The sequence below is a fragment of the Dyella nitratireducens genome, assembly GCF_014642835.1.
GTDB classification, from domain to species: Bacteria; Pseudomonadota; Gammaproteobacteria; order Xanthomonadales; family Rhodanobacteraceae; genus Dyella_B; species Dyella_B nitratireducens.
Map to the genome: position 1 here is coordinate 128,802 of NZ_BMJA01000005.1, position 25,078 is coordinate 153,879.

The following is a 25,078-nucleotide window of genomic DNA, read 5'->3' on the forward strand; positions in this document are numbered from 1 at the left end:
AATTTGGCATGTTGAAGCGAAAGGCGCTCGTCGCCGCCATGGTGGGATTGCTTGCGGCGAGCGGCGCCGCGCATGCAGACGGCGACATCTTCAGCGACGGCCATGTGGACGGCGATTTGCGTCTCTACAACTTCAGCCGCCTCTACGCCAGCAAGACCACACCGAACGCCGAGGCCTTCTCCGTCGCTGCGCTGATCAATGCGCAGACCGGCACGTTCCTCACCGGCTTCAGCGTAGGCGCTTCATTCGCCACCACCAACTCGTTCGGCACGCATTCGAACGAACTGGCGAAGATCGATACCACACTCGCCGGCCCGAACAACTCGATCGGCACCTTCAGCCAGGCATTTCTCCAATACCAGCACGGCATCTTTCTGTTTCGCGGCGGCTATCAATACCTTGCCGACGATCCTTGGATGGGCAACAACGATTCGCGCATCGTTCCTTCGTCTTACAACGCATTGAAGGTACAGGTCACGCCGTTGACCGGCTGGAACCTCTTCGCCGTGCGTGAATACAGCTGGAAAAGCCGTACCTCCAGCGGCATGTATGCGGACAACCTCTATTACCCGTCCAAATACGACGGTGATTCGATGTACGGCAACAACGGCTCGCTGCCCTTGCATGCGCAATCCGCACCCGGCACCTGGGAAGGCGGCACCACGTACGTCAACGGTGGGCTCAACGCCCAGCTGCGCTACTACAACTTCATGAATTTCGCGCGCACCTTTTACGGGGTAGGCAGCTACGTGTTCGACACCGGCACGGGCTTCAATCCGGTCATCGGCACGCAGTACATGGCGCAGAATGACGGATCGGACAATCGCTTTACCGAAACCGGCACCAAGCTGTTTGGTGTCGCCGGCGACCATGTGAAAAGCCGCGTCATCGGCGGCGATCTCGGCGTGGTGATTCCCAACGGACGCTTCGACATCCTCTACAACAAGGTGGCGCACGAAGAAGGTGCGGTCGGCGGCGGCGCGCTGATTTCGCCGTACACCACCAACTACGGCACCGATCCGCTGTTCACCACCTCCATGATCCGTGGCCTGGTCGAAGCCGGCCCCGGCCGCGCGTGGAAAGGCAAGTTCACCTACGACCTGTTCAACAAGAAACTCGAACTGACCACCGCCTACGCGAAATACTTCACCTATTACCGCGGCAACAGCCACGACCTGTATTTCGACGTGATCTACCATTTGGACGGCTATCTGAGAGGCTTGACGCTGCGCGACCGCTGGGAGCTGTCCAACGGCGGCATCGACAACCTCAATCCGACCAACAAGACCTTCGTCTACAACCGCGTGATGATCGACTACAAGTTTTAAGCGTGTATGAAGGCGGCAGGGATGCTGCCTTCCTTTTGTAGGAGACAAGCCCCTATGATCGCTTCATCTTTTTCACGGAGCGAATCATGCGCGCCATTCTGATCATCCTGGGACTCGTGTTGCTGGTCGGCGGCCTGTGGGTTGTGTTCGGCCACGGCAGTTATACGCAAACCGACACGCTATTGCAGATCGGCTCGGCCAAGTTCACGGCCACACATGACAAGGCGATTCCGCCGTGGCTGGGTATTAGTGGGATCGTGGTTGGGGCGTTGCTGACCTTGGGTGGATTGTTCTCGAAGCGCTGAGCGCACTCCGTTCCCTCGTAGGTTGGGGTGCAAACCCCAACTTTGCCATCCTGATCAACATGGCGATGTTGGGGTTTGCACCCCAACCTACGCAGACCATCCCTGTGTCAGATTGCGCCACCCGCTACAATCCCGCGGATGGATGTCTCCCACCTGATCGACTCGCTCAACGACGCACAGCGCGAAGCCGTCTGCGCACCATCCGGCCACTACCTGGTCCTCGCCGGCGCTGGTTCCGGCAAAACGCGCGTGCTGACTAACCGCATCGGCTGGCTCAACCAGGTCGATCGCGTGCCGCCGTGGGCGATTCTCGCCGTTACCTTCACCAACAAGGCCGCAGGCGAAATGCGTGCGCGCCTGGACAATCTGATTCCAGGCGGTACCCAAGGCCTCACGGTGGGCACCTTCCATGGCATCGCGCACCGCCTGCTGCGCCGTCATTGGCGCGAAGCCGAACTGCCGGAAAGTTTTCAGATTCTCGACGCCGACGATCAGCAGCGCATGGTGAAGCGCGTCATAGCCGGCCTCGGGCTGGACGAAGCACGCTTTCCGCCACGCCAGGCCGCCTGGCAGATCAACAGTTGGAAAGATGAAGGCAAGCGCCCGGAGAACATCGAGCATCACCAGCATCCAGTCACGCGCACGCTGGTGCAGATCTACCAAGCCTATGAAGATGGCTGCCGCCGCGCCGGCCTGGTGGACTTTGCCGAGCTGCTGCTGCGCGCCCATGAGCTTTGGCTGAAACAACCCGCTGTGCTGGAGCATTACCAGCAACGCTGGCGCTATCTGCTGATCGACGAATTCCAGGACACCAATGCACTGCAATACGCGTGGATTCGCGTACTTGCCGGTCGTACCGGCCAGGTGTTCGTGGTCGGCGACGACGACCAGGCCATCTACGGCTGGCGCGGGGCGAAGGTGGAAAACGTGCAGCAATTCCTGCGCGATTTTCCCGGCGCACGCACAATCAAGCTGGAACAGAACTACCGCTCCACGTCTACCATCCTGAAAGCCGCCAACAGCGTCATCGAACGCAACGGCAACCGTCTCGGCAAACAATTGTGGACGGCCGGCGAGGAAGGTGAACGCATCGCCGTCTATGCTGCGTACAACGAACAGGACGAAGCGCGCTTCGTGATCGAGCGCATTCGCGAGTACATCGCCGAACACGGCGACGCAAAGGATTGCGCGATCCTCTACCGCTCCAACGCGCAATCGCGCAATTTCGAAGAGCAGCTGATCCAGCACGATGTTCCCTATCGCGTCTATGGTGGCTTGCGCTTCTTCGAACGCGCGGAAATCAAGGATGCACTGTCCTATCTTCGCCTCACGGCCAACCGTCATGACGATGCGGCATTCGAGCGCGCGGTGAATACGCCGCCGCGCGGTATCGGCGATCGTACGCTGGACGTGTTGCGCCGGCGTGCGCGCGGCGAAGGTTCGTCGATGTGGGAGGCCGCGTTGAACGAACTAGCCACCAGCAACGAATTGGCCGGGCGTGCGAAGAACGCGGTGAAAGGATTTCTCGCGATGATCGATGACATGGCGCGCGCCTTTTCCCCCGCTCCCCAGGGCTGGGGCGAGGGGCAGCTCTTGCCTGAAACTCTGCCCGGAAGGGAGCGGGCTTCAAGCAGCGAGGCACTTTCTCTCGCCGAACAAATCGACCACGCCATCACCCAATCCGGGCTGCGCGACTTCTACGAAAAAGACAGCCGCGGCAACGCCGAATCGCGCGTGGAAAACCTGGATGAATTGGTCAACGTCGCCAGCCGTTTCGAACTCACGCCGGACGACATCGAAGCAGGCCTCAGCGAACTCTCCGCCTTCCTTTCGCACGCCGCACTGGAAGCCGGCGAAGGCCAGGGCGAATCCTGGGACAACTGCGTGCAGCTGATGACCCTGCATTCGGCCAAGGGCCTGGAGTTTCCACTGGTTTTCCTGGTCGGCGTGGAAGAAGGCCTGTTTCCCAGCCAGCGCTCCGTCGAGGACGAAGGACGACTGGAAGAAGAACGCCGTCTCGCCTACGTCGGCATCACGCGCGCGCGCCAGCGCCTGGTTATCACGCATGCCGAATCGCGCCGCATGCACGGCACGGAAATGCTTTCGCGCCCATCGCGCTTCCTCGCCGAAATACCACCCTCCTTGCTCGATGAAGTACGCCCACGCGTGCAAGTAAGCCGACCGCTCTATGCCGGCCGCTTCGCCGAACCGGCACCATCCCTGCAAGAAGATCTGCCGGTCAAGCTGGGCCAGCGCGTCAGCCATCCCAGCTTCGGCGAAGGCGTAGTGATCAGCGCCGAAGGCAGCGGCGCCCACACACGCCTGCAAATCAATTTCGAAAGCGCCGGCAGCAAATGGCTGGTGGCGGCTTACGCCAAGCTCACGCCGCTCTAGGGATGCTGTCGCCATGAACGGACGTCCCATTCGCGAACTGCGCCGCGAGCTCGGCGACATCCACCAGCAGTTGCAGGATGTTTATCAACGCCTGCCCTGGAGCCACCGCCTGATCAACGGCCTGTCCCTGGCCGTACAGTCCATCGCCGCGGCCAGCCTCGGCTACGGACTGGGTTTGCTGCTGCACACGCAACAGGCGTTCTGGGGTGCGCTCACCGCCATCGCGGTCACACAGCAGAGCTACATCGACACGCGCAAATCATCGATCGACCAGGTGCTCGGTGCGGCGATCGGCGCCACCATCGCCATCATCGGTTCGTATCTGGCGCAGGACAATTACATCGTCTACGCCATCACCATGGCCATATCGATCGTACTGTGCTGGCTCTTCAACATCGGCAGCGCCGGCAAGCTCAGTGCCACCACCGTCACCATCGTGATGCTGGTGCCGCACAACGGCCCCTTCTGGACCATTGCGCTCACCCGCCTGGGCGAAGTCACCATCGGTATTGCCAGTGCCTTGCTGGTGACCGGCATGGCTCACAAGCTGGAAAAGCTCTTGCCAGGCGAGAAATCGTAGGTTGGGGTGCAAACCCCAACATCCGTATGCATCGGGCATGGCGGTGTTGGGGTTTGCACCCCAACCTACGTAGCTGCTCTATGATCGGCAGCAACGCCGAATCAGACCGGAAGGCACGGATGGCCAAGCTCATCCCTACCCGCAACAGCTGCCTTGGCCGCATGCGGTCCGGCGAAAAACGCCTTTCCGAGCGGCTGGAGCAGAAGCTCGAAGACGACTATCTGCTGTGGTACGACGTGCCGATCGGCCGGCATCAATGCCGCCCCGATTTCGTGATCTTCCATCCCCGCCGCGGCTTGCTGGTGCTGGAGGTCAAGGACTGGGCGCCGGAAAGAATCATCGCCGACAAGACCCAGTTCACGCTGATCACTCAGCGCGGCGTCGTGAAGGAAACCAATCCGCTGATGCAGGCGCACGCCTATGCCGTGCGCATCAACGAAGAACTGGAGCGCGATCCCGCCCTGATCCATCCCACCCAACACCGTCACGCCGGCAAGCTGATCATGCCGTGGGCGTATGGCGTGGTGCTAGCCAACATCAGCCGCAAGCAGTTCACCGATGGCGAGCTGGAACAGGTCATCCCCGGACACCTGGTGATCTGTCGCGATGACATGTATGAAAGCGTGGAAGCCGAAGCCTTCCAGGAACGACTCTGGGCGATGTTTCCCCAGGTTTTCCCATGCGCGCTGACGCTGCCGCAGATCGACCGTATCCGCTGGCACATGTTTCCGGAACTGCGCGTGGAGTGGGGCGAAGGGCAATTCGGGCTGGCTTTCGGTCAGGACGGCGCAAGCACGACGGCGATCGATATCCCCGACCTGATCCGCGTCATGGACATGCAACAGGAGCAACTGGCGCGCTCCCTCGGCGACGAACACCGCATCATCCACGGCGTGGCCGGCTCCGGCAAAACGATGATCCTCGGCTATCGCGCCATGCATCTGGCGCGCACGCTGGCCAAACCTATTCTCATTCTTTGCTACAACAAGACGCTGGCGGCACGGCTGGGCCAGTTGATGGGTGAGCGCGGCCTGGCGGACAAGGTGCAGGTCTACAACTTTCACAGCTGGTGCCGGGCCATGTTGAAGGCCTATCACGTGCCGCTGCCGCCCGAAGGCGATGGCTTTTTCGAAGCCATGGTGGAGCGCGTGATGCACGGGGTGGAACGCGACCAGATCCCGCGCTTTCAATATGGCGCCGTGCTGATCGATGAAGGCCACGACTTCGAACCGGAATGGTATCGTCTGATCGTGCAGATGGTCGACCCGTCTACGCAGTCATTACTGGTGCTTTACGACGACGCCCAGAACATCTACGGCAAAGCCAACCGGCCGGCGTTCACCTGGAAGAGCGTGGGCGTGCAGGCACAGGGGCGCACCACCATCCTGCGCATCAATTACCGCAACACGCTGGAAATTCTTTCCGTCGCTCGCCGGTTTGCGCAAGCGCTGTTCGACGAACGTATTGCCGACGACGACGACGTACCGTTGATCGCGCCCGAAAGTGCCGGTCGTCGTGGCGCGATTCCTATCCTGATCCGCACCGAAAACGCGAGCGCCGAGCTGCACGCCATCGTGGAACGCATCCGCCTCGAGCAACAGCAAGGACGCACTCTTTCGGACGTCGCGGTGCTGTTCCGCAATCATTGGGAAGGTGAAAAGATCCACCAGGCTTTGCAGCATGCCGGCATCGCCAGCCGTCATGCGGACGGTGGCGGCAAGAGCTCGCTGTTTTCGGGTGAAGACAGCGTAAAGCTGGTGAGCATGCACTCCAGCAAGGGCCTGGAATTTCCGGTGGTGATCATTCCAGGCCTTGGCGCATTGCCCAAACATGGCCAGGACGAGGCACAGGAAGCGCGTCTGCTCTATGTCGCGATGACTCGCGCCACCGAGCAACTGATCTTGCTTCATCATGAGGAATCGGTGTTCACTGCGCGCATCCGCGCCTCGATCAACGATATCCAGACACAACTCGGGCACGCTTCGCGTCTCGCATAGACAAGTGTTCAACGAATCTTGTCCAAGGCTGGGATACCTATCCCAGCTTTTTTGTGTCCTGCTGGAGTTGGGATTGCCATCTCGTCCCACTTTGCACCCATGTTCCGATCCAACTATGGCGAGAGCGAATCAGCAGCTCGATAGATAGGAATAAAGGTATCCGGCAACAATCGTGGCTGCCCACTATCAGGAGTGATTTTCGCAAAGACGGCCACCACTTCGATGGGGCTGCTATACACCCTGACAATAGGACCACCACTGTTGCCTTGCTGAGGGGCGCAATTCAGCAGCACCAGACTCCTGAATTCTTCGTTTTGGCGCGTATGACTATCGCACTCACGCTGCTGTGCATATAAGTAGGGGCCATCGCCCGGAATCGCATAGGAGGGATAACCCATGTCCCTGACCAACGGAAACACTTCCGTGGTGCTCACGTGAGGTTGCAAGCTTCCCGCCACTTCTGCCTCCAGCGTCTTGCCAGAAGGCAGCGAGTACACGCGGCCTACGGCGATATCTGTTTCGGGAGAACCCGGCGCGCCTTGCCCGGGCATAAAGGCAACGCGGATCGGCCACTTTTCAAAGGGAACGGGTTGCATCCCATTAAACGCGGGAACAAACATCAACATGTCATGCCATACGTGCGCCTGGTAGATGCAATGCGCCGCGGTGAGAATGAGATTCCCGCTGCGTGAATGAATCACTGAAGCCGAGCAGTGGTGCAGTCCTTCATTGGGATCGCTACTTGCGTGGAAAAACAAGATCCCCGTAATGCGCGATAGCGGACGATTCGCATAGGGGGCTTGCACAAGGGTATAGCCGGACTGATCGGCACGTGCATCCAGTGGAGGTTCGATCGGGAACCGATGATCAAAACCAGGGCCTGGTGGCCAAGCCGCTTCCATCCGCGCGGGCGTCCAGAAACGGATGACCTCATCACGGCTCGGTGCCGGCGGACTGGGAACGACTTCCAGAGGAACGACGGATTGGTTGCGCGAATTAGCGGGAATGGCTCCTGCGTTTACATGAAGCATCACCGTTGAAGCTGTTGCGAAGAGCAAAGCAAGAAATGGCTTTTGCATTAACGAGACGCCTCCTTCGTTTCGTGAAAATCCCCCTTTACGCCCGCGCTTCGTAGCATGCCGATCGTTACCCCTTCGTCTACACACTTGATGTGGTTTCGAGCTCCCGATCATGGGATTACGCTACGCCATCTCCGCCTACGGCTTGCTTCAGGCTGCTGCCGCGTGAAGCTTGATGCCTAAGGCTTGCATCACTTTCAGGATGGTGGCGAAGTCGGGGCTACGATCACCCGACAAGGCCTTGTACAGGCTTTCACGCGAGAGACCGGTATCTCGCGCTACGTTGGTCATTCCCTTGGCTCTCGCGACATCGCCAAGCGCTTTGGCGATGAAAGCAGCATCACCGTCACTCTCCTCGATACAGGCATCGAGGTAGGCGGCGCAATCTTCCGGCGTCGTCAGGTAGTCAGCCACGTCATATGGGGCGGTTTTGGTTTTAGCCATGGGACACCTCATAGGTTCTTTGCCAACGTGAGCGCCAAGTCGATATCCGCTTGCTGTGAAGCTTTATCGCCACCGCATAGCAGTTTGTAGGTTGGGGTGCAAACCCCAACATCATTCTCCTGATCGACATGGCGATGTTGGGGTTTGCACCCCAACTTACGCGCCACACGCATCGACCCAAGCGAAAACAAGGCCATACGCCGCACAGACTCATCCCAAGTTCCCTCGGGATAAAAAATTTTACGCGTTCTTTATGCAACGCGCCGTTTTCGCTACCCGCTTCTTATACGCCGATGCCTAAAGTGCGCAGCTGAAAGGCATAGAGCGATACCCATGGACTTTGTCTACTTACTCTTCGGCTTTGTGTTGGCTGCGGCCACGCTCGGCTTTCTGCTGCTCTGCGACCGCCTGGGGCCGCGTTGACCGCATTCGCGGCGGCGATTTCATAACGGAGCGAATCCCATGAACTTCTTCTACGGACTGGCCGCCGTCATCGCGGTGGCTTTGACGGTTTATCTGTGCGTGGCCTTGCTGAAACCGGAGTGGTTCGAATGACTGCCAACGATTTCCTGCAGATCGGCATCTTTCTTGTCGTGCTGCTATTGCTCATCAAGCCGATGGGCAGCTACATGGCGCACGTGTTTGCCGACGAACCCAACCGGCTCACGCGTATCGGCGCGGGTTTCGAGCGCCTGATCTATCGCATTTGCGGTATCGATGCCCATGAAGATATGGGCTGGAAGCACTATGCCATCGCCATGTTGTTGTTCAACGTGTGTGGCATGGTGCTGGTGTATGCGTTTCAGCGCCTGCAGGGCTATCTGCCACTGAATCCGCAGCATTTCCCGACGCTGAGTCCAGACCTGTCGATCAATACCGCCATCAGCTTCGCCACCAATACCAATTGGCAGGCGTATTCGGGCGAGTCGACCATGAGCTATCTGACGCAGATGGCGGCACTGGCGGTGCAGAACTTCATGTCTGCCGCCACCGGCATCGCGGTATTGATCGCGGTCATTCGTGGCTTCGTGCGCAAGACCGCAAAGGGTATTGGCAATTTCTGGGTGGATCTGACGCGCACCACGCTCTATGTGTTGATGCCGGTCTCGTTCCTGCTGGCGATGCTGCTGGTGTCGCAAGGCGTGATCCAGAATCTGAAGCCGTATGTCGACGTGCCCGTGGTGCAGACCACCACGTATGCCAATCCGGTGACCGATGCAGCTGGCAACCCGGTCAAGGATGCATCCGGCAATCCTGTGACCAAACCCGCGCAGCTCACCACGGAAACGCTACCGATGGGCCCTGCCGCGTCGCAGATTGCGATCAAGATGCTGGGTACCAATGGCGGTGGCTTCTTTGGCGCCAACTCCGCGCACCCGTATGAGAACCCGACGCCGTTCTCTAATTTCCTGGAGATGCTGGCGATCTTCCTGATCCCCGGTGGCCTGTGTCTTACCTTCGGCGAAATGGTAGGTGACAAGCGCCAAGGCTGGGCGATTCTGGCCACCATGCTGGTGATCTTCATACCGCTGGCGATTGGTGTGACCGCAGCGGAGCAGGCCGGCAATCCGATCCTGCATACGTTGTCGATCGACCAGCATGCATCCGGCTTGCAGTCGGGCGGCAATATGGAAGGCAAGGAAACACGCTTCGGTATCGCTGCCAGCAGCCTGTTCACCGCCATCACCACCGCTGCCTCGTGCGGTGCCGTGAACAACATGCACGATTCACTCACCCCGCTCGGCGGCCTGGTGCCGATGTGGTTGATGCAGCTGGGCGAGGTGATCTTCGGCGGCGTGGGTTGTGGCTTGTACGGCATGCTCGCCTTCGCGGTGGTCGCCGTGTTCATCGCAGGCCTGATGGTAGGCCGCACTCCGGAATACCTCGGCAAGAAGATCGAAGCCTACGAAATGAAGATGGCGAGCCTCGCCGTGCTGATCCCCTGCGCACTGGTCGTGATCTGCACGGCTATCGCGGTGATGACGCCGGCCGCCGTCGCTACCGTGGGTAATCCCGGCGCGCATAGCTTCAGCGAAATCCTCTACACGGTGACCTCCGCCACCAACAATAACGGCAGTGCATTCGGCGGCCTTTCCGCAAACATCCCCTTCTGGAACGTCATGCTGAGCGTGTGCATGTTCTGGGCGCGTTTCACACTGGCGATTGCCATGCTCGCACTGGCCGGTTCGGTGGCTGCCAAGAAGCACGTACCTGCTTCTGCCGGCACGCTGCCGACACACACGCCGCTGTTTGTAACGTTGCTCGCCAGTGTTGTGGTCGTGGTGGGTGCGCTCACTTTCCTGCCTGCGCTGGCGCTCGGCCCGATTGCTGAATACCTGATGTCGGCCCACTGATCGACGGATATCGATTCCATGACTTCGCATACTCACGCCATAAGCACGTTCGATCGTGCATTGATCTGGAAGGCCGTTGCGGACGCGTTCCGCAAACTGTCGCCCCGGCTGCAGTTCCGCAACCCGGTGATGTTCGTGGTGTTCGTGTGCAGCGTGCTCACTACGCTGCTATGGATCCAGGCGCTGACCGGCCACGGCGAAGCACCCACCGCCTTCATCTTTTGGGTAACGGTGTGGCTGTGGTTCACGCTGCTGTTCGCCAACTTCGCCGAAGCGCTGGCCGAAGGCCGCGGCAAGGCGCAAGCGGCTGCACTGCGCAGCACACGCAAGGACGTGATCGCCAAGAAGCTTGCCGAGCCGAAGCGCGATGCCGCCATCGTGTTCACGCCGTCGAACGAATTGCGCGCCGGCCACTTTGTGCTGGTGGAAGCGAACGAGCAGATTCCTGGCGACGGCGAGGTGCTGATCGGCGCAGCGAGCGTCGACGAAAGCGCCATCACCGGTGAATCCGCGCCCGTCATCCGCGAAGGCGGCGGCGATCGCAGCGCCGTCACCGGTGGCACACGCGTGCTGTCGGACTGGCTGGTGATCAAGATCACGCAGAATCCGGGCGAGAGCTTTCTCGATCGCATGATCGCCATGGTGGAAGGCGCCTCGCGCCGCAAGACACCGAACGAGATCGCGCTGACCATCCTGCTCGCCAAGTTCACGCTGATCTTCCTGCTGGCCTGTGCGACGCTGCTGCCCTACTCCATCTACAGCGTGCAGGTGGCCGGCAAGGGCAACCCGATCACGCTGACGGTGCTGATCGCGCTGCTGGTATGTCTGATTCCCACCACCATCGGTGCGCTGCTGTCGGCCATCGGCATCGCCGGCATGGATCGCATGATTCGCGCCAACGTCATCGCCACCTCAGGCCGCGCCGTAGAAGCTGCGGGTGACGTGGACGTGCTGTTGCTCGACAAGACCGGCACCATCACGCTCGGCAATCGCCAGGCCTTCGCGTTCCACGCTGCACCGGGCATCGAGGAGCGCACGCTGGCTGACGTTGCACAGCTTGCTTCGCTCGCTGATGAAACACCGGAAGGCCGCAGCGTGGTCGTGCTGGCGAAGGAACGCTTCAACCTGCGTGAACGTGAACTCGAATCGCTGCAGGCCGAATTCGTGCCCTTCACCGCGCAAACGCGCATGAGCGGCGTAGACATGGGCGAGCGCCGCATCCGCAAGGGTGCGCTGGATGCGGTGGAGCGTTACCTCGACGGCCTCGGCAGCCATCTGCCGCCGGCCGTGAAGCGCATGGCCGAAGACATCGCACGCCGCGGCGCCACGCCGCTGATCGTGACCGAAGGCGACCGCGCACTGGGCGTGATCGAACTGAAGGACATCGTGAAAGGCGGTATCAAGGAGCGTTTTGCCGAACTGCGCCGCATGGGCATCAAAACGGTGATGGTGACCGGCGACAACCCGCTCACCGCGGCAGCGATTGCAGCCGAAGCCGGCGTGGATGACTTCCTCGCCGAAGCAACCCCCGAAGCCAAGCTCAAGCTGATCCGCACCATGCAGGCCGAAAGCCGCCTGGTAGCCATGTGCGGCGACGGTACCAACGACGCACCCGCATTGGCACAGGCCGACGTGGCGGTGGCCATGAACACCGGTACGCAGGCGGCGAAGGAAGCCGGCAACATGGTGGATCTGGATTCCAATCCCACCAAGCTGATCGAAGTGGTGGAGATCGGCAAGCAGATGCTGATCACGCGCGGCTCGCTCACCACGTTCTCGATCGCCAACGACGTGGCCAAGTACTTCGCGATCATTCCGGCGGCGTTCGCCACCACGTATCCCGCGCTCAATACGCTGAACGTGATGAAGCTCTCTACGCCGCAGAGCGCGATTTTGTCGGCGGTGATCTTCAACGCGCTGATCATCATCTTCCTGATTCCGCTGGCGCTGAAAGGCGTAAAGTACCGCCCGCTGGGAGCGGGACATTTGTTGCGGCGGAATCTCTTGATTTATGGCCTTGGCGGCATCGTGGTGCCGTTCATCGGCATCAAGCTCATCGACATGCTGCTCGTCCTGTTTGGTCTTGCCTGAGGAGGCATGCACTTATGCAAACCGTAAAGCTCTCCCTTTCACTCCCGGATGCAACTCACCCCAACATGCAGGTTCACGTTTGCTCTGAGGAAGCGGACTGCGATGTGGTGATTGAACTGCCGGTGCGTGCCAAAGGGAGCGTCACACGGGCGCCGGACACACCCATGACGGCGGAAGACGAATATGTACTCGGCGGCTACGCCGGCATCTGACATCCAAAAAAAATCGGTGTCGCTGACTGGGCGATGCCGCCCAGCAACGACTGTTCGAGAGGAAGGTATGTATTACAAGAAGGCTCTAGCCGCAGCGATTCTGCTGACTGCCGCACCGGTGTTTACACCGGCGATGGCGCAGTCCACCGATGTCAGCAACATGCCTGCAAGCACCAGCCTGCCGGCATCGCCCGTTGCGACCGAAAGCGGCGATTGCAGCCGCGGCTTCCTGTCGCGCTTTGCAGCTGCTTATCGTGAAGACGCGCAGCCGGCCGATCCGAACGCTGCCGCGCCCAAGCGCCGCGCGATGGATGCGCCATTCGATTCACCGCCGTTCCCAAACTCCGAATGGCAGATGGGCGGCGTACCTGCGCCGATCGGCGTACCGGATACCAATAGCACCTATCCGCTGGAGAAGGCGCTGGGCTGCACCAAGCTCGGCCAGTGGATGCAGCGCAATCGCATCGAGATCTTCGGTTGGGTGACGCCGGCCGCGAACTACAGTACTTCCAGCTTCACCAACTATCCGCTGTCGTACAACACGCGACCGAACCGGGTGGAGCTGGATCAGTTCGTCACCAACATCACGCGTGTCGAAGACACGGTTCAGACCGATCATATCGACTGGGGTTTTGATATCTCCAATCTTTACGGTTACGACTATCACTACACCGTGACCAAGGGCGTATTCAGCAACCAGCTGCTGAACAACCCGGCGCCAAACCAGCCGCTCAACGGCAAGATCTACGGCGACGACCCGATGCTGTTCTACGTCGACCTGTATATCCCGTGGGTGGCGGAGGGCATGATCGTTCGCGCTGGTCGTTGGCTATCGCTGCCGGATATCGAGGCGCAGTTCTCGCCGCAGAACTTCCTGATGACGCACTCGATTCTGTACACGGTCGATCCGTATACGCAGACCGGCATCATGACCACCACACGGCTCAGCCAGCAGTGGACGTTCCAGATCGGCGTAAATGCCAGCAACGACACGGCACCGTGGAATGGTGCCGCGCGTCCGTCGCTGCAGACCTGCGTGCGCTGGGTATCGGCTGACAACAACGACATGCTCTACCCCTGCGTCAACAACTGGAACAAGTCAGACTACAACTACAACAACGTGCAGATGTACGTGGCCACATGGGGCCACCGCTTCAACAAGCGCGTCAACATGCTGACTGAGGCGTACCGGATGTACGGCCGCAATATTCCGGGCCTGGGCCCAGGTTGGACTCGCGAGGCCCCATCGGCACTGCCAGGCACAGGTGGCGCGTTCGGCGCCGTGAACTACCTGAACTTCGAGCTGGATCCCAGCAACATGCTGTCGTTCCGCAACGAGTTCTATAACGACGAAAAGGGCAACCGTACCGGCTTCGCCACGCGCTACAGCAGCCACACGCTGGGCCTGACGCACTACGTGACACAGGATCTGGAGATCCAGCCGGAAATTCGCTACGAGCGTTCGTACGACTTGAACGCCTATAACGGCGGCAAGAAGGACCACCAGCTCACCGCCTTGCTCGACGCCATCATTCACTACTGAGGTAACCGCCATGGGCCGGTTGATTCGCAATGCCGTATCGATGTTGCTGGTGATGACCGTCATCACCGGTATCGCCTACCCGCTGGTTGCCACCGGCGTGGCGCAGGTGCTGTTTCCGCATCAGGCCAACGGCAGCCTGATCGAAAAGGACGGCAAGCCGATCGGCTCCGAACTGATCGGCCAAAACTTCGACGACCCCAAGTATTTCTGGGGTCGTCCTTCGGCCACGACGCCGCAGCCGTATAACGGCACCGCATCGAACGGCTCCAACTTGGGCCCGGCCAATCCTTCCTTGCACGATCAGGTGCAGCAGCGCATCGATGCCTTGCGCAAGGCCGATCCGGGCAATACCGCACCGGTGCCGGCGGATTTGGTGACGGCATCGGGTAGCGGGCTTGATCCGGAGATCAGTCCGGCGGCGGCGCAGTATCAGGTGGCACGCGTGGCGCGTGTGCGCCATCTGGGTGTTGAGCAGGTACAGGCGCTGGTGGCGAAGTTCACGCGAGGTCGGCAGCTTGGCTTGCTGGGCGAGCCGCGGGTGAATGTGCTGACGTTGAATTTGGCGCTGGATGGGATGCAGCACGATTAGTGAATATCCCCTGTAGGTTGGGGTGCAAACCCCAACATCGCGATCCTTTGAAGCATGGCAATGTTGGGGTTTGCACCCCAACCTACGACTCACGTTTACGGCCACGTACAACGCTTCGGGTTGAGCGTAATAAGATGCCTTCATGACCGACACCTCCCGCGACGCCCGCGCCGATGCCCTGCTCGATGTCGTGCAGGAAGAAAGCAACCGCCGATTGAAAATCTTTCTCGGCGCCGCGCCCGGCGTTGGCAAAACCTACGCCATGCTCTCCGCCGCGCGCGAACTGAAACGGCAAGGCGTGGATGTCGTCGTCGGCCTGGTGGAAACCCACGGCCGCACCGAAACCGCAGCGCTGCTGGAAGGCTTGGAAGTGTTGCCGCGTCTCACGCTGCACTACCAAGGCCGAGAGTTCACCGAGTTCGACGTGGATGCAGCCATCGCGCGAAAACCCGACATCCTGCTCGTCGACGAACTTGCTCATCGCAACGTGCCCGGCAGCCGCCACGAACGTCGCTGGCAGGATATTGCCGAGCTGCTCGACGCGGGCATCGAGGTGTACACCGCGCTCAACGTGCAACATCTGGAAAGCCTCAACGATCAGGTGCGCCGCATCACCAGCATCACCGTGCGCGAAACGGTGCCGGATGCCTTTCTCGACCGGGCGCGCGACATCGTGCTGGTCGACCTGCCGCCGCGCGAGCTGATCGATCGTTTGCGGCAAGGCAAGGTCTATGTGCCGGAAACGGCGGCGGCCGCGCTCGATGCCTTCTTCTCGCCGACCAATCTTGCGGCCTTGCGCGAACTGGCGGTGGATACGGTCGCCGGCCACGTCGACAGCGATCTGCGCGAACACATGCTGGCGCGCGGCGGCAAGATGCCGGTGCGCCGCCGCGTGATGGCGGCCATCGATGGCCACGCACAAAGCGAATACCTGGTACGCGTGGCACGCCGCATCGCCGAACGCCGTGGCGCACCATGGACGGTCGTCTTCGTCGATACCGGCGCCACGCTGGATGAAGCGCGGCGCGAACGCATCGACACGGCGATGCGCCTGGCACGCCGGCTAGGCGGCGATGTTTCCGTGTTGCGCGGACACGCGATTGCCGATGAACTGCTGGTGCATGCCGATCGCGAAGGCGTCGGCCAGATCATCCTGGGGCGCACGCGCGAACGGCTTTTTGCGCGCATGCTCGGACGTTCGCTGACGCAGCAGTTGTTGCGACGCGGTGCGCATCTGGAACTCACCATCATCGCCACACCCGTCGAGCGCGTGCGGGCGCGCAAACGTCTGCGTCTAATGCCCATGTATGGGCGCCGCGACGAATACATTTTTGCCACGGTCGTCACCGTTATCGCCCTTGGACTGGCGTTCATCGCGGATCGCTATCTGTCAGTGGCTAATCTCGCGCTGATTTTCCTTACCGGCGTGATGGCGGTGGCGGTGCGCACACGCATGATCGTGGCGGTGTATACCGCGACGCTGTGCTTTCTCGGCTACAACTTCTTCTTTGCGCCGCCACGCTACACGCTGGCGATCGCCAGTTCCGACGACGTGCTTGCCGTCACGCTTTTTTTTGCCGCGGCGTTGATCTGCAGCCGCCTGGCCACGCGATTGGCCAGCCAGGTGGAATCATTGCGCGCCGCGCACGACTACTCGCATGCGCTGCTTACGCTCGGACAACGGCTGTCGACGAGCACGGATGCCGATGGCATTCGCGAGGTCGGTGTTGCCGCCCTGGCGCATGCTTTGCGTTGCGAAGTCGCCATTCTCGCGCGTGATGTGGAGCACCGCCTGCAGATCGCTGCCAACAGTTCGCGCACGCTCACCCTGACCACGCAGGATCTTGCCGCAGCGGAGTGGAGCGAACAGCATGCCGAACCGGCCGGTCGCTTTACCGACACCCTCAACGCGGCACGCTGCTGGGTGCTGCCGCTAGGCACCGAAGACCATCGCCTTGGTGTCGCGGCGCTGCGCTTCGAGAACCATGGTTCGCCCGATATCGAGCGGCGCAGCCTGGCGCTGGCGATGGTGCAGGATATCGGCCAGGCGCTGGAGCGCGCGCGGCTTGCATCCGAACTGGAAGGTGCGCGTGTGCAAGGCGAAACCGAACGCTTGCGCAACGCCCTGCTCTCTTCCGTGTCACACGACCTGCGCTCACCGCTGGCCTCGATGATTGGCTCAGCCGGCACGCTATCCAATTATTGGGAACAGTTGCCCACCGGCGAACGCCAGGAACTGCTGGATGCGATTCTCGGCGAAGGCCAGCGGCTGGATCGCTATATCCAGAACCTGCTGGACATGACGCGCCTTGGCCACGGTACGCTCAAGCTCAATCGCGACTGGACCGACTCCGCCGAAATCGTCGCCTCGGCCATCACGCGCATGCGCAAGCTGTTCCCCGAACTGCGCGTCGATACCATGCTGCCGAATGAAACCGTGCTGCTATTTGTGCATCCGGCACTGATCGAACAGGCGCTGTTCAACATCCTGGAAAACGCCGCACGTTTTTCCCCACCCGGCGAACCGGTGCAGGTCGTCGTACGGGTGGCAGGCGACCGCCTGCTCATCGACGTGGTCGATCGTGGCCCCGGCATTCCCGAAGAAGAACGCGCGCGCATCTTCGACATGTTCTATTCCGTCGCGCGTGGCGATCGTGCCCCACAAGGCACGGGACTTGGCCTGGCGATCTGCCGCGGCATGATCGGTGCGCACGGCGGCAGCGTGGAAGCCTTGCCGGGCAACGGCGTTGGTACCACCATTCGCATCAGTCTTCCCTTGCCCACACCGCCCACGTCATGAGCGCTGCCAATCCATGCGTACTGGTCGTTGATGATGAGACGCAGATCCGCAAGTTCCTCGACATTGGCTTGCGTGCCGAGGGCTACGACGTACTGCTCGCCGCCAATGCGGCCGAAGGCCTGGCGCTGGCGGCGACACGCAATCCGGATATGGTGATCCTGGACATCGGCCTTCCTGATCGCGAAGGCCACGACGTGCTGGCCGAATTGCGCCAGTGGACGCAAGTCCCGGTGCTGATGCTTTCGGTACGCGATTCCGAAAAGGAGAAGGTGAAGGCATTGGATGCCGGCGCCAACGATTACATGACCAAGCCCTTCGGCATCCAGGAACTGATGGCACGCTTGCGCGCGCTAATGCGCAATCGCGTGACTTCGGCCGAGGCACTGCCGCGCTACGAAGATGATCGCTTGCACATCGATCTTGGTTTGCGCGAAGTCACACTGGATGGCGAGCCACTCGCGTTGACGCGCAAGGAATATGCGGTGCTTGCGATGCTGGTCCGTCATGCCGGGCGCGTGGTGAGCCAGCAGCAGTTGTTGCGGGAGATATGGGGCGGTACGCATGTGCAGGATACGCATTACTTGCGCATCGTGTTGGGCAAGTTGCGGCAGAAGCTGGGGGATGATCCGGCGACGCCGCGGTGGCTGAAGACGGAGCCCGGGGTGGGGTATCGGTTTTTGGCGGGGAATGGATAAGCGTTCTCGCTTGCCATCCTCCGCCAAGGCTAATCTTGCCTCATCGTCATTCCGGCGAAGGCCGGAATCCAGTTCAAATACGTCGTGCGAAGCACCCAACATAAAAGATGTTGTGTCCTTCGGACGCCTATTTAGACTGGATTCCGGCCTTCGCCGGAATGACGGTGAGGTACTGCGAAACATTTAAAGGAAAAGCGCCTTCGCTCACTCCTTCAACCGCGGCACCCCATGCACATCGCGCTCTTCAATCGCGATCGGCCGCGTATCCAGTCTCCCGCCGACTACAGCACCTTCGGGCAGCGGCGCGATGGCATCACCACGCACTATCGCGATCGCATTGCGATAACAGCGCTGCGCCAGCCCCGCATCACCCATACCTGTATAGGTATCGCCCAGGCCTTCCCATGCACTCGCACTCGGCGCGAGCGCCAGCGACCGCTCCAGGTACTGGCGAGCCTTGCTCCACAGCTGTAGACGCACCGACATGCGCCCCAGGGAAAGCAGCAAGCTTGAATCGTTGGGATGCGCATCGAGCCAACCTTCGGCGCGACGCAAGCGTGCATCGAGATCATCGCCGGCCAGCACGCCGTAGGTTTCCACCAATTGCGGCGACCACTCGCGGCGCAGCGCGGATTCCACTTCATCCATCGCCGGCAACGAGAGCCCATAACCTGCTGCCTTGCGTGCATAGGCATCGACCACGGCCGGGGCACGGCGCTGCGCTTTGGGCAGCTGCGACCATAGTGTGTTCAGTACGGCACCATCGCTGGCGGCTTGAATGCTTGCCACCAGCACCACGGCTTCCAGTGAGTTGTACGCACGAACGCTCATCACGCCGCTTTTCTGCAACGGTTCCAGTGCATGGCGCGCGCGGCGTGTGTCACCGGCCGCCACGGCGGCGAGCACCAGTTCGCGCCAGCCGCCAGGACTCAAATTGCCGCTGTCGGCCTCGGGCGTAAGCAAGGCAAGCGCTTCGGCAGGCTTGCCGTCGCGGCGCAACACGCGGGCGCGCACGACACGCGCAGCACGTGGCGCAACTTGCGACGCTTGATCCAATGCTTCCAGCGCGCGTGCATGTTCGCCGCGACGCGATGCAGCTTCCGCGGCGGCCAACAACGCTGGGCCACGCAAGGTATCCAGGCGGGAAGCGCGATGCAGATCGCGCTCGGCGTCGCCATAGCGGCCTTCCATCAAGGCAACGAGTCCCTCCGCCAGGCGCTGCCGACTGGTGCGTTGATGGCGGCGCGAGTACGCACCAAACGGCCAGCGCACCGCACGCCACAGACCGGCGATCACCATCCAGGCCAACACCAGAATGACGACCGCTGCCAGCAGGCTGGTCTGCATGGTGTAACCATGGAAGCGCACCAATACGTAACCCGGATCTGCCGCTACCCAATGCCAGCAGAACGCAGCCAGCGCGGCGACGATCACCAGCGCCAGGATCCAGCGCCATAACTTCATGGCTTGGCTCCGTTAGCAGGTGTGCTATCGGCAGTCGGTTTGAGGGCATGCACCGCGCGAAGATTGCGCAGTTCGCTCAGCGCAGCACCCAGTTTCACCGGCGCAGCCGGCTGGAGCTGCGCCAGCAAGGTGGCGATGCGCTGATGCGCCTGCTGCACGGCGGGCGATTGCTGATCGAATTGTGCCGTCAAACCGGCATCCGCACGCTGCAAGGAAGCCGTCGCGGCATTGTTGTCCCAGGCCAGCACGGCAGCCTGCGCCTGTGCGAGATCAAGGGAGATCAATTCGCGAGCGATGCGCGCATCGGCGATATCGACCGGCGCACCGTTATCGCGGTGGATCTGCACCACGCCGCGCAGGGCACGCCAGATGCGCGACCAGGCACCCTCGTTCGCTTGCGCGCTGGGTTCATCCAGTGGCTTCAGCGGCAGATTGGGTACATCGTTGCGCAGCTGCATCACGCTATCGAGCTGTTGCGTCGAATCGGAAGACTGATTCTTTGCCAGGGCTTCGTGTTCGGCATCGATGCTTTGCAAAACGCCCTTGAAGGCATCGTCAGTCACGGCAGCAAGCGTCTGGCTGGCCAGTGCGAAGGCCTGCGCTGCGCCTTGCGCATCGTGGAACAGGTTGTAGCGCGCGGCACCCATGCGCAGCAGGGATTCGGTTTCGTCCAGGCGCATGGCGTCCTGGCCGGAGAGGGTCTTTTCGGAGAGCTTGCCGACGGCCTCTTCCAGATCGCGCATGCGCTGGTCGTGCGAGAGCAGTTCTTCGCGCAGGGAGCGGTTGACCTGGTCGGCATCGTTCAGACGCTGCAGCAGCAGATTGCCTTGGCTGGTGGTGCCAGACAGCTGGCGCTCCAGCGTATTGACCCGCTCTTCCAGCGTGGCCGTGGTGTGCAGCGCCTGGGCATTGATGTGCAGCAACTGCCACTGCCGCCAGGCGATGTAGCCGACACCCACGATGGCGATCAAGGCCAGCAGCAGGGCCAGTGCGACGGCACCACCGCCAGGGCGTGCCGGTGGCGCGGGCCGGCGGCTGCCGGCGGGGTCGGAAGGAGTGCCCATGCCGGGCGTGCTACGTGCGTCGGTGGTGAGATCGTCCTGGCTCATGCGCGCATGCTAGCAGTCTGGGGCGTCCGCTTCGTGGGACGGGTGTGAACAGATTTCACAAACTCCAGCCAGCAGATCTGCCTGATTGGCCGATGCTGCCCGATAAATACGCAAAAATCCGGCAGCTTTGGCCACCTCCCCGATCCGCTCGCTGCTCACGATGGCGGTGGCGTTGGACAACTTCGCCCAAGCGTCTGCCGGCAATTGCTCCTTGAGGTTTTGCAGCGCTTCGGCGCTGGATAGCAACACACAGGCTGAAACAGATAGTTGCTGCACCGCCTCTTGATGGCGCCTGGTCAACCGCGACGCCGCGCGCCGGTAGACATGCACCTCGCGCAGCACCGCACCGTGTTCCGCCAGTTGCTGCTGCATCAGGCCGCGTCCACCGGGCGCACCGACCAGGGCGACACGCTTGCCACGCGGCTGTTGCAGCGGCGGCAGCACCAGCACGCCTTCGCTGTCCTGGCGCGAGGCCGGCACCTGCGCAGTGATGCCGTGTCGTTGCAGGGCGCGCGCCGTGGCCTGGCCTACGGCGATCACCGTGCCATGGGTCCTGTTGAAGGGTGCGAGAGCCAACGCGTAGCGCACGGCTGCGGGGCTGCTGAAGATCAGCACATCATCGTGCTGGGATTCCCGCCATTGCGTTCGCGCGTACAGCGAATCGGAAGCGCCACGCAGGGAAAGGCCGGGCAATAACAAAGGAATACCGCCCAGCGCACGGACTTTTTTGGCGAGTGCCGCACCCGTGCCGGCAGGGCGGGTGATGATGATCGTGCAGCCCGCAAGCTGGCGGGATCCAACGCCCTCCTCCCTCTTGGTCGAGCATTCCTGCTTTGCCCTTTTCCCACGGGGAAAGGGCTGGGCTGCGGGGCGGCTCTTGCCATGACCTGTACGGCTGGTGCGAGTCATTGCCTGATTCTTATCCCGGTATGCCGCCGAGTGTAGCGTCTACACTGTTGCGCCCCACCCCACGCAGTCCCCCGATGAACCAAGCCCATCCCCACACCGCTGCCGCGCAGGCCCTGGTGACCTTTATCCGCGACAGCATCCCCCTTACCGACACCATGGGCCTGCAGCTCGGCAGCTACGACGGCGAAAAGCTGGTATTGAACTGCCCCCTGGCACCAAACGTGAACGATAAAGGCTGCGCCTTCGGTGGCAGCCTCACCAGCCTGATGACATTGGCTGGCTGGGGCGTGGTGGAACTGGCCCTGCGCCAGCGTGGCGAAGACTGCGACGTGTACGTGGGCGAATCCACCGTGCGCTACCTCGAACCGGTCTGGGGCGATTTCCAGGCAAAGGCGCAAAGCGCCGGAGAGGCGAGTTGGGAAACCTTCTTCGCCACGCTTGCGTCCCGCCATCGCGCACGCATCGCAGTAACGTGCCAAGTGCCCGGTGAGGGCGGCAAACCGGCGGCCACGCTTGAGGCACAGTTCGTGGCGAAGCGTCGGGCGGCTGCGGCAGAATAAGGGACCTTTGGAGGGGAAGCTCTATGCGTCGTATCGTCGGCCCGATTCTGTTGTCGAGCATGTTGCTGCTGTCCGGCTGCGCCACCGACCGGCGCAGCGATACGCTTGCCCATACCATGATCGCGTACGCCAATGCGGTGCGCTGGGATGGCTTTGAAACGGCCGAGCTGTTCGTCGACCCGAAGGTGCGCGAAGCTCATCCGATTACCGATCTTGATCGTGAACGTTTCAGCCAGGTGCAGGTAAACGACTACGACGATGGCAACGGCCCGGTACCTTCGGGCGAAAATGAAGTCCGCCAGACCGTCCGCATCGGCTTGACCAACGTGCATACCCAGGCGGTACGCACCATCGTCGACCATCAGATATGGCGCTACGACCCCGACAAGGACAAGTGGTGGCTGGAGACGGGGATACCGAATCTCAATCAGTAGCATTACGGTGAACCAGGTCTGGGAACGGTAATCGCACCAACTAGCCTATAATCCGCCGTTTACCTTCAGACCTTGATGCCCGGTAGCCCCATGAACGACATCCTGCACAAACTGCCCCAGTTCGTGAGCAACCATTGGGAGCTGTCCCTGTTGTTCGTGGCGCTGGTGATCGCGCTGCTCGTCACCCAGGTCATGGTGCTGCTGCGCAAGTACAAGGAACTGACGCCGGCGGGCCTTACCCAGTTGATCAATCGCGACAATCCACTGCTGATCGATCTGTCCGCCATCGCGGATTTCGAAAAGATGCACGTGCCAGGCGCCAAGCACGTGGCGATGAGCCAGTTCGATCCGGAGCACAAGGATCTGGTCAAGGCGCGCGAATTGCCCGTTGTGGTGATGGACAAGGACGGCCGTACGTCGGATGGCGCTGCGCAGCGGCTGATCAAGGCGGGCTTCACCCGCGTCTACACGCTTGGCGGCGGCGTGCTGGCCTGGCAGCAGGCGCAGTTGCCGGTGGCGAAAGGCAAGAACTAGGCGTGAATCGAAGGTTGGGGTGCAAACCCCGACATTGCCATGCCAATCATCGCGCCATGTTGGGGTTTGCACCCCAACCTACGCGGTGATTCCCGCTCTGCCGGCGAGTATCTGTGCCAACACATCCGGCGCGTACTCGAACGAGTCGAAATAGAGGCGATCTTCCGGCAAGCCCGCATCCACGAACAGCCGGCGCCCAGCATCGATCATCGCAGGCGGCCCGCTCATGTAAACGTCGTGGCCAGACAGGTCCGGGTGATTTTCCAGTACGGCATCGTGTACCAGGCCCGCACGCAAACCGGCCATATCGGCTTGTTCCGGATCGGACAGCACCGCGTGAAAGCGCAGATCGTGCGCCATCGCCGCCCACTGCTCGGCATGCGCACGCAGGTAGAGGTCCGCCGCGCTACGAGCGCCCCAGTACAAATCCATCGAACGCCGCGTATCCAGGGCAAGAAAGTGCTCGAGAATGGCCTTCACCGGCGCGAAACCGGTGCCGCCAGCCATGAAGATCATCGGCCGCTCCGAATCCTCGCGCGGCACAAATGTGCCCAACGGCCCTTCGATACGCAGCGCATCGCCCTCTTTCAGCACGTCACTGACCCATGACGTAAAGCCACCGCCAGCGACGTGACGCACGTGCAGTTCGATCACGCCATTCGCTTGCGGCCCGTTCGCAATGGAAAACGGACGGCGGCGTCCTTCATCCAGCAGCACATCCAGATACTGTCCTGGCAACCAGTTCAGACGCGGCTCGCCCGGCGCAGGCAGCAAATGCAGACCGATCACATCCGGCGCGAGCTGCCATTTGCGATTCACCTGCACATCCAATTGGCGGCGCGCGATGTCTTCCACCGAAGTTACCTCGCGCGCTTTCACCACGAGATCAGTGAGCGGAACGGCCTGGCATAACAACACCGCATGCTGCACGCGATCGCGCGCGTCCAGCGCGGCCGGCGGATTGCGCGGATAGTGGCAGCGACCCTCGATCAACGTGGCCTTGCAACTGCCGCATACACCCGCGCGGCAGGAATACGGCAAGGCGATGCCGGCGCGCTGCGCAGCCTCCAGCACAGTTTCGCCTGGCTGCACGCCAAAACGGCGCCCATTGGTGAGAGTGACGGTAAACACGAGGCGCATTGTCGCCGCTGGGGTGGTCGGCGGACAATGCGGGCTTCCCAACGAATATCAACGCACTTATGGCCATCTGGGACACCCCTATCTGGAAACGGGACACCAGCCTCGAACGCCTGAACGGCTGGAGCCGCAACACCTTGATGGAAGCGCTCGGCATCCGCCTGACCGCCGTCGGCGATGATTGGTTGCAGGGCACGATGCCGGTGGACCAGCGCACGCACCAGCCGTATGGACTGCTGCATGGCGGTGCCTCGGTCGCCCTGGCCGAGACGCTCGGCAGCACCGCCGCGATGCTCACGCTCGATGCAGACAAAGAGCGCGCTGTCGGGCTGGACATCAATGCCAACCATATGCGCGGTGTCACCACCGGCAACGTGACGGGCACGGCACGTCCGCTGCATCTCGGGCGGTCGACGCAGGTATGGGAGATTCGCATCGAGGATGAGGCCGGCAAGCTGGTGTGCATCTCGCGCTTGACGATGGCGGTGGTGCCGGCAGCGGCGGTTGGCTCGCGCTGAGC

The 25,078-nt window shown here is 61.5% G+C and carries 23 protein-coding genes; 17 read left to right on the forward strand and 6 right to left on the reverse strand.

Annotated features, from left to right (window positions below):
• Positions 1 to 8: 8 nt before the first annotated feature.
• The 5 genes from IEX75_RS20915 to IEX75_RS20935 all read left to right on the forward strand — a co-directional run bounded on the left by IEX75_RS20915 (position 9) and on the right by IEX75_RS20935 (position 6,604).
• The gene (locus IEX75_RS20915) at positions 9 to 1,328 is read left to right on the forward strand and encodes a hypothetical protein (RefSeq protein ID WP_188797405.1); all 1,320 of its coding nucleotides are present in this window, start codon (positions 9 to 11) and stop codon (positions 1,326 to 1,328) included.
• An 86-nt stretch (positions 1,329 to 1,414) separates the two neighbouring features.
• Positions 1,415 to 1,633, forward strand: a complete 219-nt coding sequence (locus tag IEX75_RS20920; RefSeq protein WP_188797407.1) for a hypothetical protein — start codon at positions 1,415 to 1,417, stop codon at positions 1,631 to 1,633.
• A gap of 138 nt (positions 1,634 to 1,771) precedes the next feature.
• Positions 1,772 to 4,027: a 3'-5' exonuclease gene (locus IEX75_RS20925; protein WP_188797409.1), complete on the forward strand. Its 2,256-nt coding sequence runs from the start codon at positions 1,772 to 1,774 to the stop codon at positions 4,025 to 4,027.
• Positions 4,028 to 4,040: 13 nt separating this feature from the next.
• A complete protein-coding gene (locus IEX75_RS20930; RefSeq protein ID WP_188797411.1) occupies positions 4,041 to 4,607 on the forward strand; it encodes an FUSC family protein in 567 nt (188 codons plus the stop codon).
• A 119-nt stretch (positions 4,608 to 4,726) separates the two neighbouring features.
• The gene (locus IEX75_RS20935) at positions 4,727 to 6,604 is read left to right on the forward strand and encodes a DEAD/DEAH box helicase (RefSeq protein ID WP_188797413.1); all 1,878 of its coding nucleotides are present in this window, start codon (positions 4,727 to 4,729) and stop codon (positions 6,602 to 6,604) included.
• Positions 6,605 to 6,717: 113 nt separating this feature from the next.
• Here IEX75_RS20935 and IEX75_RS20940 read toward each other — a convergent pair whose 3' ends face one another.
• Together IEX75_RS20940 and IEX75_RS20945 are read right to left on the reverse strand one after the other, a co-directional pair.
• Positions 6,718 to 7,683, reverse strand: coding sequence for a trypsin-like serine peptidase (locus IEX75_RS20940; RefSeq protein ID WP_188797415.1), 966 nt, complete (start codon positions 7,681 to 7,683; stop codon positions 6,718 to 6,720).
• 150 nt (positions 7,684 to 7,833) lie between these two features.
• A complete protein-coding gene (locus IEX75_RS20945) occupies positions 7,834 to 8,127 on the reverse strand; it encodes an addiction module antidote protein (protein WP_188797417.1) in 294 nt (97 codons plus the stop codon).
• A gap of 462 nt (positions 8,128 to 8,589) precedes the next feature.
• Between IEX75_RS20945 and kdpF the strand changes: the two genes are divergently transcribed.
• The 8 genes from kdpF (at position 8,590) to IEX75_RS20985 (ending at position 18,411) form a co-directional block, all read left to right on the forward strand.
• On the forward strand, positions 8,590 to 8,682 hold the full coding sequence (gene kdpF / locus IEX75_RS20950; RefSeq protein ID WP_115496368.1) for a K(+)-transporting ATPase subunit F: 93 nt from the start codon (positions 8,590 to 8,592) through the stop codon (positions 8,680 to 8,682).
• Positions 8,679 to 10,481: a potassium-transporting ATPase subunit KdpA gene (gene kdpA / locus IEX75_RS20955; RefSeq protein ID WP_188797419.1), complete on the forward strand. Its 1,803-nt coding sequence runs from the start codon at positions 8,679 to 8,681 to the stop codon at positions 10,479 to 10,481. The genes kdpF and kdpA overlap by 4 nt, the downstream gene beginning before the upstream one ends.
• An 18-nt stretch (positions 10,482 to 10,499) precedes the next feature.
• A complete protein-coding gene (gene kdpB, locus IEX75_RS20960) occupies positions 10,500 to 12,572 on the forward strand; it encodes a potassium-transporting ATPase subunit KdpB (protein ID WP_188797421.1) in 2,073 nt (690 codons plus the stop codon).
• Between the two features lie 14 nt (positions 12,573 to 12,586).
• Complete coding sequence (locus tag IEX75_RS20965; RefSeq protein ID WP_188797423.1) at positions 12,587 to 12,784, forward strand: hypothetical protein; 198 nt, start codon at positions 12,587 to 12,589, stop codon at positions 12,782 to 12,784.
• A 67-nt stretch (positions 12,785 to 12,851) separates the two neighbouring features.
• A complete protein-coding gene (locus IEX75_RS20970; protein ID WP_188797425.1) occupies positions 12,852 to 14,327 on the forward strand; it encodes an outer membrane beta-barrel protein in 1,476 nt (491 codons plus the stop codon).
• A gap of 10 nt (positions 14,328 to 14,337) precedes the next feature.
• Entirely contained in the window at positions 14,338 to 14,916 is a 579-nt protein-coding gene (gene kdpC / locus IEX75_RS20975) for a potassium-transporting ATPase subunit KdpC (protein WP_188797427.1), read from the forward strand.
• Positions 14,917 to 15,058: 142 nt separating this feature from the next.
• Complete coding sequence (locus IEX75_RS20980; protein ID WP_188797429.1) at positions 15,059 to 17,716, forward strand: sensor histidine kinase; 2,658 nt, start codon at positions 15,059 to 15,061, stop codon at positions 17,714 to 17,716.
• A complete protein-coding gene (locus IEX75_RS20985; RefSeq protein ID WP_188797431.1) occupies positions 17,713 to 18,411 on the forward strand; it encodes a response regulator in 699 nt (232 codons plus the stop codon). The genes IEX75_RS20980 and IEX75_RS20985 overlap by 4 nt, the downstream gene beginning before the upstream one ends.
• 204 nt (positions 18,412 to 18,615) lie before the next feature.
• On the opposite strand, the gene IEX75_RS20990 is transcribed toward IEX75_RS20985, so the two are convergent.
• The 3 genes from IEX75_RS20990 to IEX75_RS21000 are packed head-to-tail and all read right to left on the reverse strand — an operon-like array spanning position 18,616 to position 21,893.
• Positions 18,616 to 19,875: a heme biosynthesis HemY N-terminal domain-containing protein gene (locus IEX75_RS20990; protein ID WP_188797433.1), complete on the reverse strand. Its 1,260-nt coding sequence runs from the start codon at positions 19,873 to 19,875 to the stop codon at positions 18,616 to 18,618.
• On the reverse strand, positions 19,872 to 20,984 hold the full coding sequence (locus IEX75_RS20995) for a uroporphyrinogen-III C-methyltransferase (RefSeq protein ID WP_188797435.1): 1,113 nt from the start codon (positions 20,982 to 20,984) through the stop codon (positions 19,872 to 19,874). Before IEX75_RS20995 ends, IEX75_RS20990 begins: the two co-directional genes overlap by 4 nt.
• Before the next feature lie 9 nt (positions 20,985 to 20,993).
• On the reverse strand, positions 20,994 to 21,893 hold the full coding sequence (locus IEX75_RS21000) for a uroporphyrinogen-III synthase (protein WP_188797437.1): 900 nt from the start codon (positions 21,891 to 21,893) through the stop codon (positions 20,994 to 20,996).
• A gap of 74 nt (positions 21,894 to 21,967) precedes the next feature.
• On the opposite strand from IEX75_RS21000, the gene IEX75_RS21005 reads away from it, so the two are divergent.
• The 3 genes from IEX75_RS21005 to IEX75_RS21015 all read left to right on the forward strand — a co-directional run bounded on the left by IEX75_RS21005 (position 21,968) and on the right by IEX75_RS21015 (position 23,421).
• On the forward strand, positions 21,968 to 22,453 hold the full coding sequence (locus IEX75_RS21005) for a YiiD C-terminal domain-containing protein (protein WP_188797439.1): 486 nt from the start codon (positions 21,968 to 21,970) through the stop codon (positions 22,451 to 22,453).
• A 23-nt stretch (positions 22,454 to 22,476) separates the two neighbouring features.
• On the forward strand, positions 22,477 to 22,887 hold the full coding sequence (locus tag IEX75_RS21010; protein ID WP_188797441.1) for a hypothetical protein: 411 nt from the start codon (positions 22,477 to 22,479) through the stop codon (positions 22,885 to 22,887).
• 90 nt (positions 22,888 to 22,977) lie between these two features.
• Complete coding sequence (locus IEX75_RS21015; protein WP_188797443.1) at positions 22,978 to 23,421, forward strand: rhodanese-like domain-containing protein; 444 nt, start codon at positions 22,978 to 22,980, stop codon at positions 23,419 to 23,421.
• 78 nt (positions 23,422 to 23,499) lie between these two features.
• Here the strand turns inward: IEX75_RS21015 and IEX75_RS21020 are convergent, their stop codons facing one another.
• The gene (locus IEX75_RS21020; protein WP_188797445.1) at positions 23,500 to 24,561 is read right to left on the reverse strand and encodes a 2Fe-2S iron-sulfur cluster-binding protein; all 1,062 of its coding nucleotides are present in this window, start codon (positions 24,559 to 24,561) and stop codon (positions 23,500 to 23,502) included.
• A 59-nt stretch (positions 24,562 to 24,620) separates the two neighbouring features.
• On the opposite strand from IEX75_RS21020, the gene IEX75_RS21025 reads away from it, so the two are divergent.
• On the forward strand, positions 24,621 to 25,076 hold the full coding sequence (locus IEX75_RS21025; protein ID WP_188797447.1) for a hotdog fold thioesterase: 456 nt from the start codon (positions 24,621 to 24,623) through the stop codon (positions 25,074 to 25,076).
• Positions 25,077 to 25,078: the final 2 nt, after the last annotated feature.

Excerpts from the sequence above, each read along its gene's own strand:
- IEX75_RS20915 (WP_188797405.1), top strand. The coding sequence starts at position 9 with ATGTTGAAGCGAAAGGCGCTCGTCGCCGCCATGGTGGGATTGCTTGCG.
- IEX75_RS20920 (WP_188797407.1), top strand. The coding sequence starts at position 1,415 with ATGCGCGCCATTCTGATCATCCTGGGACTCGTGTTGCTGGTCGGCGGC.
- IEX75_RS20925 (WP_188797409.1), top strand. The coding sequence starts at position 1,772 with ATGGATGTCTCCCACCTGATCGACTCGCTCAACGACGCACAGCGCGAA.
- IEX75_RS20930 (WP_188797411.1), top strand. The coding sequence starts at position 4,041 with ATGAACGGACGTCCCATTCGCGAACTGCGCCGCGAGCTCGGCGACATC.
- IEX75_RS20935 (WP_188797413.1), top strand. The coding sequence starts at position 4,727 with ATGGCCAAGCTCATCCCTACCCGCAACAGCTGCCTTGGCCGCATGCGG.
- IEX75_RS20940 (WP_188797415.1), bottom strand. The coding sequence starts at position 7,683 with ATGCAAAAGCCATTTCTTGCTTTGCTCTTCGCAACAGCTTCAACGGTG.
- IEX75_RS20945 (WP_188797417.1), bottom strand. The coding sequence starts at position 8,127 with ATGGCTAAAACCAAAACCGCCCCATATGACGTGGCTGACTACCTGACG.
- kdpF (WP_115496368.1), top strand. The coding sequence starts at position 8,590 with ATGAACTTCTTCTACGGACTGGCCGCCGTCATCGCGGTGGCTTTGACG.
- kdpA (WP_188797419.1), top strand. The coding sequence starts at position 8,679 with ATGACTGCCAACGATTTCCTGCAGATCGGCATCTTTCTTGTCGTGCTG.
- kdpB (WP_188797421.1), top strand. The coding sequence starts at position 10,500 with ATGACTTCGCATACTCACGCCATAAGCACGTTCGATCGTGCATTGATC.
- IEX75_RS20965 (WP_188797423.1), top strand. The coding sequence starts at position 12,587 with ATGCAAACCGTAAAGCTCTCCCTTTCACTCCCGGATGCAACTCACCCC.
- IEX75_RS20970 (WP_188797425.1), top strand. The coding sequence starts at position 12,852 with ATGTATTACAAGAAGGCTCTAGCCGCAGCGATTCTGCTGACTGCCGCA.
- kdpC (WP_188797427.1), top strand. The coding sequence starts at position 14,338 with ATGGGCCGGTTGATTCGCAATGCCGTATCGATGTTGCTGGTGATGACC.
- IEX75_RS20980 (WP_188797429.1), top strand. The coding sequence starts at position 15,059 with ATGACCGACACCTCCCGCGACGCCCGCGCCGATGCCCTGCTCGATGTC.
- IEX75_RS20985 (WP_188797431.1), top strand. The coding sequence starts at position 17,713 with ATGAGCGCTGCCAATCCATGCGTACTGGTCGTTGATGATGAGACGCAG.
- IEX75_RS20990 (WP_188797433.1), bottom strand. The coding sequence starts at position 19,875 with ATGAAGTTATGGCGCTGGATCCTGGCGCTGGTGATCGTCGCCGCGCTG.
- IEX75_RS20995 (WP_188797435.1), bottom strand. The coding sequence starts at position 20,984 with ATGAGCCAGGACGATCTCACCACCGACGCACGTAGCACGCCCGGCATG.
- IEX75_RS21000 (WP_188797437.1), bottom strand. The coding sequence starts at position 21,893 with ATGACTCGCACCAGCCGTACAGGTCATGGCAAGAGCCGCCCCGCAGCC.
- IEX75_RS21005 (WP_188797439.1), top strand. The coding sequence starts at position 21,968 with ATGAACCAAGCCCATCCCCACACCGCTGCCGCGCAGGCCCTGGTGACC.
- IEX75_RS21010 (WP_188797441.1), top strand. The coding sequence starts at position 22,477 with ATGCGTCGTATCGTCGGCCCGATTCTGTTGTCGAGCATGTTGCTGCTG.
- IEX75_RS21015 (WP_188797443.1), top strand. The coding sequence starts at position 22,978 with ATGAACGACATCCTGCACAAACTGCCCCAGTTCGTGAGCAACCATTGG.
- IEX75_RS21020 (WP_188797445.1), bottom strand. The coding sequence starts at position 24,561 with ATGCGCCTCGTGTTTACCGTCACTCTCACCAATGGGCGCCGTTTTGGC.
- IEX75_RS21025 (WP_188797447.1), top strand. The coding sequence starts at position 24,621 with ATGGCCATCTGGGACACCCCTATCTGGAAACGGGACACCAGCCTCGAA.